Origin of the sequence: Methylobacterium sp. WL18, assembly GCF_008040015.1 — a bacterium.
GTDB classification, from domain to species: domain Bacteria; phylum Pseudomonadota; class Alphaproteobacteria; order Rhizobiales; family Beijerinckiaceae; genus Methylobacterium; species Methylobacterium mesophilicum.
In genome coordinates this window covers 1-5,618 of sequence record NZ_VRVD01000298.1, presented here as the reverse complement: position 1 = coordinate 5,618, position 5,618 = coordinate 1, and the positions used below count along the sequence as shown (strand labels likewise).

General features: G+C 69.7%; 5 protein-coding genes. All 5 read left to right on the top strand.

From position 1 onward, the window contains the following. Positions 1–238 precede the first annotated feature (238 nt). A complete protein-coding gene (locus FV228_RS18885; RefSeq protein WP_147856028.1) occupies positions 239–1,102 on the top strand; it encodes an NADP-dependent methylenetetrahydromethanopterin/methylenetetrahydrofolate dehydrogenase in 864 nt (287 codons plus the stop codon). Positions 1,103–1,116: 14 nt separating this feature from the next. After that, on the top strand, positions 1,117–1,761 hold the full coding sequence (fchA, locus tag FV228_RS18880; protein ID WP_147856027.1) for a methenyltetrahydrofolate cyclohydrolase: 645 nt from the start codon (positions 1,117–1,119) through the stop codon (positions 1,759–1,761). A gap of 239 nt (positions 1,762–2,000) precedes the next feature. Continuing rightward, positions 2,001–3,179, top strand: a complete 1,179-nt coding sequence (locus FV228_RS18875) for a malate--CoA ligase subunit beta (protein ID WP_147856026.1) — start codon at positions 2,001–2,003, stop codon at positions 3,177–3,179. 14 nt (positions 3,180–3,193) lie between these two features. Beyond that, positions 3,194–4,084, top strand: a complete 891-nt coding sequence (sucD, locus tag FV228_RS18870) for a succinate--CoA ligase subunit alpha (protein ID WP_147856025.1) — start codon at positions 3,194–3,196, stop codon at positions 4,082–4,084. A gap of 213 nt (positions 4,085–4,297) precedes the next feature. Continuing rightward, positions 4,298–5,618 (top strand): phosphoenolpyruvate carboxylase (locus FV228_RS18865; protein WP_147856024.1); only part of this gene is annotated, 1,321 nt, incomplete at its 3' end.

Here is a 5,618-nt window from a genome sequence, read left to right as displayed (position 1 = left end):
GGGGAGCGGCGGTGCAGGAGAAAGCTCCGGCCCTCACACCTGCTCTGCCTTATCTTGAAGCCGGGCTCCCCTCTCCCGACCCGGCCTGACGGCCGGCCCACCCTCCCCCGCAGAGGGGAGGGAGACGCGCGGATCCGGTTTCTTACATTTAGGTCGTCCGCTCCCCTCAAGATTGGGAACGGATCGAGACACCATCACGACGGCGCCGCACCGGCGCGACGGATAAGGTCCAAAAAGCATGACAAAGAAGCTGCTGTTCCTGTTCGACACCGATGCGATGCCGAACGTGTTCGACACGGTGGTCGGCTACGACGGCGGCGCCGACCACATCACCGGCTACGGCGGCGTGACCCCCGAGAACGTCGGCGCCCTGGTCGACGGCACGATCTACACCCGCGGCGGCTCCGAGAAGAAGTCGACGGCGATCTTCGTCGGCGGCGGCAGCATGGCGGCCGGCGAGGAACTGTTCACCGCCGTCAAGAAGCGCTTCTTCGGCCCGTTCCGGGTCTCGTGCATGCTGGATTCGAACGGCTCCAACACCACGGCCGCCGCGGGCGTCGCCCTGGTGGCCAAGGCCGCCGGCTCGCTCCAGGGCAAGTCCGCCGTCGTCCTGGCCGGCACCGGCCCGGTGGGCATGCGCTCGGCCGCGCTGCTGGCCGGCGAGGGTGCGGACGTGACCATCGCGGGCCGCGCGCTGGACAAGACCCAGGCCGCCGCCGAGCAGATCAACAAGCGCTTCAAGGTCAACGTGAAGGCCGCCGCGACCCCCGACGAGGCCTCGCGTATCGCGCTCGTGAAGGGCAAGAACCTCGTGTTCACCGCCGGCGCCATCGGCGTCGAGCTGCTGCCGGAGGCCGCCTGGGCGCAGGACTCGGCGATCGAGTTCGTGGCCGACTACAACGCCCAGCCCCCGACCGGCGTCGGCGGCATCGATGTGATGGACAAGGGCAAGGACCGCAACGGCAAGAAGGCGTTCGGCGCCCTCGGCATCGGCGGCCTGAAGCTCAAGCTGCACCGGGCCTGCGTGGGCCAGCTCTTCGAGAGCACCGAGCAGGTGCTCGATGCCGAGGAGATCTACGCGCTCGCCAAGAAGATGGCCTGACGGGAGGGACGCCCATGTCGGACACGCAGCAGGCGCCCGAGACGGCGACCATCCAGACCTTCCTGACGGAGCTCGCGAGCGCCGCCCCGACCCCCGGTGGCGGTGGCGCGGCCGCGATCTCCGGCGCGATGGGGGCGGCCCTGGTGTCGATGGTCTGCAACCTGACCATCGGCAAGAAGAAGTACGTCGAGGTCGAGGCCGAACTGAAGGACGTGCTCGCCCGGTCGGAGGGCCTGCGGGTCGTGCTCACCGGCATGATCGGCGAGGACGTCCAGGCGTTCGACGCCGTGATGGGCGCCTACGGCCTGCCCAAGGGCACCGACGACGAGAAGGCGGCCCGCGCCGCGGCGATCCAGACCGCGCTCCGGACCGCCACCGACGTGCCGCTCGCCTGCTGCCGGGCCTGCCGCACGGTCATCGACCTCGCGGCGATCACCGCCGAGAAGGGCAATCTCAACGTGGTCTCGGATGCCGGCGTGGCGGTGCTGTCGGCCTATGCCGGCCTGCGCAGCGCGGCGCTCAACGTCTACGTCAACGCCAAGGGACTCGAGGACCGGGCGTTCGCCGACGAGCGGCTCCAGGAACTCGAAAGCCTGCTCGGCGAGGCAGGCGCGCTGAGCGAGAAGGTCTACGAGGTGGTGAAGGTCAAGGTGAACTGAAACGCGCCGCGTCCGCCGTGGCGGACGCAAGTGGTTCGACAGTCGAGGCCGGGTGCATCACGCGCCCGGCCTCGCTGTTTTTCTGCGATGCTGCGCTGCGATAGTGGATGCGATTCCTACCGCATCCGCGAAAAAGCCGACCTGAACCCGCGGATCAAAAAATTTGACGGGCGTAATCTTCTCACTCAACTAAAGTAGACAGCGTCAAACGGCGGCAACGACCGCGGAGGAGGCGCCGAATGGACGTCCACGAGTACCAAGCCAAGGAGCTGCTAGCGAGCTTCGGTGTGGCGGTCCCGAAGGGCGCCATCGCGTTCAGCCCGGATCAAGCGGTCTACGCCGCCACCGAACTCGGCGGCTCGTTCTGGGCCGTGAAGGCCCAGATCCACGCCGGCGCCCGCGGCAAGGCCGGCGGGATCAAGCTGTGCCGGACCTACAACGAGGTCCGCGACGCCGCCAAGGAGCTGCTGGGCAAGCGCCTGGTCACGCTCCAGACCGGCCCCGAGGGCAAGCCGGTCCAGCGCGTCTACGTCGAGACCGCCGACCCGTTCGAGCGCGAGCTCTACCTCGGCTACGTGCTGGACCGGAAGGCCGAGCGCGTACGCGTCATCGCCAGCCAGCGCGGCGGCATGGACATCGAGGAGATCGCCGCCAACGAGCCGGAGGCGCTGATCCAGGTCGTCGTCGAGCCGGCGGTGGGCCTGCAGCAGTTCCAGGCCCGGGAGATCGCCTTCCAGCTCGGCCTGAACATCAAGCAGGTCTCGGCCGCGGTGAAGACCATCATGAACGCCTACCGGGCGTTCCGCGACTGCGACGGCACGATGCTCGAGATCAACCCGCTGGTCGTCACCAAGGACGACCGGGTGCTGGCCCTCGATGCCAAGATGTCCTTCGACGACAACGCGATGTTCCGCCGGCCGGGCATCGCCGACATGCACGACCCGTCGCAGGGCGATCCCCGCGAGGCGCAGGCCGCCGAGCACAACCTCAGCTATATCGGGCTGGAGGGCGAGATCGGCTGCATCGTCAACGGCGCCGGGCTCGCCATGGCGACCATGGACATGATCAAGCACGCGGGCGGTGAGCCGGCGAACTTCCTGGATGTCGGCGGCGGCGCCTCCCCGGAGCGGGTCGCCACGGCGTTCCGGCTGGTGCTCTCGGACCGCAACGTGAAGGCGATCCTGGTCAACATCTTCGCCGGCATCAACCGCTGCGACTGGGTTGCCGAGGGCGTCATCCAGGCCGCCCGGGAGGTCAAGATCGACGTGCCGCTGGTGGTGCGCCTCGCCGGCACGAACGTCGAGGCGGGGAAGAAGATCCTGGCCGACAGCGGCCTCGACCTGATCACCGCCGACACCCTGTCGGACGCGGCCCGCAAGGCGGTCGACGCCTGCGACGCCGCCAAGAAGAACCGCTGAGGGGACACCACGCCATGAGCATCCTCATCGACGAGACCACCCCGATCATCGTCCAGGGCATCACGGGCGACAAGGGCACCTTCCACGCCAAGGAGATGCTCGAATACGGCACGAACGTCGTCGGCGGCGTCACGCCGGGCAAGGGCGGCCGCACGCATCTCGGCCTGCCGGTGTTCAACACCGTCAAGGAGGCGGTCGCCGCCACCGGCGCCACCACCTCGATCACCTTCGTGGCGCCGCCGTTTGCGGCCGACGCCATCATGGAGGCGGCCGATGCCGGCCTGCGGCTGGTCTGCTCGATCACCGACGGCATCCCGGCCCAGGACATGATGCGGGTGAAGCGCTACCTGATGCGCTACCCGCGGGATCGCCGCACCATGGTGGTCGGCCCGAACTGCGCCGGCATCATCTCGCCCGGCAAGGCGATGCTCGGGATCATGCCCGGCCACATCTACCTCAAGGGCAATGTCGGGGTGATCTCCCGCTCGGGGACGCTGGGCTACGAGGCCGCCTCGCAGCTCAAGGAGCTGGGTCTGGGGATCTCGACCTCGGTGGGCATCGGCGGCGACCCGATCAACGGTTCGTCGTTCCTCGACCACCTCGCCCTGTTCGAGACCGACCCGGACACGGACGCGGTGCTGATGATCGGCGAGATCGGCGGCCCGCAGGAGGCCGAGGCCTCGGCCTGGATCCGGGACAACATGTCGAAGCCGGTGATCGGCTTCGTGGCCGGGCTCACGGCGCCGAAGGGCCGCCGCATGGGCCATGCCGGGGCGATCATCTCGGCGGCCGGCGATAGCGCCGCCGAGAAGGCCGAGATCATGCGCTCCTACGGCCTGACCGTGGCGCCGGATCCCGGCTCCTTCGGCCAGACTGTGGCCGACGTGCTCGCTCGGGCGGCGTAGCCTTCTTACCCCTCCCCCCTCTGCGGGGGAGGGTGCCCCGCGGTTGCGGGGCGGGAGAGGGGCAGCGCGACGCTTCAGGATGCGAAGCCCGTCGCGACCTCTCCGGCACCGTCGCTCCCCTCTCCCGACCCCCTTCGGGGGCCACCCTCCCCCGCAGAGGGGGGAGGGGATATCGCGGCGGCTTCTCAAAAACGTGCGCCACGAGGTGGCTCCATGACCCGTACCCTCCACGCATCGCCCGGCCTCGCCGAGGCCAGCGCCTTCGCGCCTCCGGTGATCACCGGCACCGCGGCCGAGCAGGCCCTCGACATCCTGTTCCAGGCCCTGCTCGACGTCGCCCGCCGGCACGACCCCGATCTCGAGGCGGTGCTGCACGGCACGGCCGACATCTCGCGGTTCTCGCCGGAGATGCTGGCGCGCGCGCTCCAGGTGCAGGGCATCTGGTTCCACCTGATCTCGATCGCCGAGCAGAACACCGCGATGCGGCGCCGTCGCCACGTCGAGCGGACGGAGGGGCGGGCCTCGCTCAGCGGCTCCTTCGCCAAGGTGTTTTCGGACGCCCGCGCCCAGGGCATCCCACCCGAAAAGATCCAGGCGCTGCTCAGCGACCTGCGCATCCGGCCGACGCTCACCGCGCATCCGACCGAGGGCAAGCGGGTGACCGTGCTGGAGAAGTTCCGGCGGATCTACCTGGTGCTGCGCGAGCTGGAGATGCCGCGCTGGACGGATCGTGAGCGCAACGGGCTCATGAACGAGCTGCGCGATCAGATCGAGCTGGTCTGGATGACCGGCGAGCTGCACCTGGAGAAGGCCACCGTCGAGCGGGAGGTCGCCTGGGGGCTGCACTTCTTCGACGAGACCCTGTTCGAGATGCTGCCCGAGACCATGGACACCCTGGAGGAGTCCCTGGCCGAGGCCTATCCCGGCACGCAGTTCCGGGTGCCGCCGTTCTTCCAGTTCGGATCGTGGATCGGCGGCGACCGGGACGGCAATCCCTACGTCACCGCGGCGGTCACCCGGCAGGCCCTGCACCGCAACGCGCTGGCCTCGCTCAACCGCTACCGCGACGGCGTGCACGAGCTCGGCCGGACGCTCTCGCTCACCGAGCGCGCGCTGCCGCTGCCGGAAACGTTCCGCCGGGAGCTCGACCGACAGCTCGCCGAGAGCGGGCAGGCCCGGGCCATCGCCCGGCGCAACCCCGGCGAGCCGTATCGCCAGTATCTCACCTGCGTCCTGCGCAAGCTCGACGCGACCATCGCCCGCAACGAGGGCCAGCACCCGTCCGGCCCCGATTACGCCAGCGCCGACGGCCTGATCGAGGACCTGCGCACCCTGGAGCGCGGGCTGGACGACGCGAAGTGCGGGGCGCTCGGCCGCGACCTGGTCCGGCCGGTCCGCCGCATGGTCGAGATCTTCCGCTTCTCCACGGTCCGCCTCGACCTGCGCGAGAACACCACCCGGACCACCGACACGCTCCAGGCGCTCTGGCGCCAGCGCAACGGCGACGGCGAGCCGCCGGCGCTCGGCACCGCGG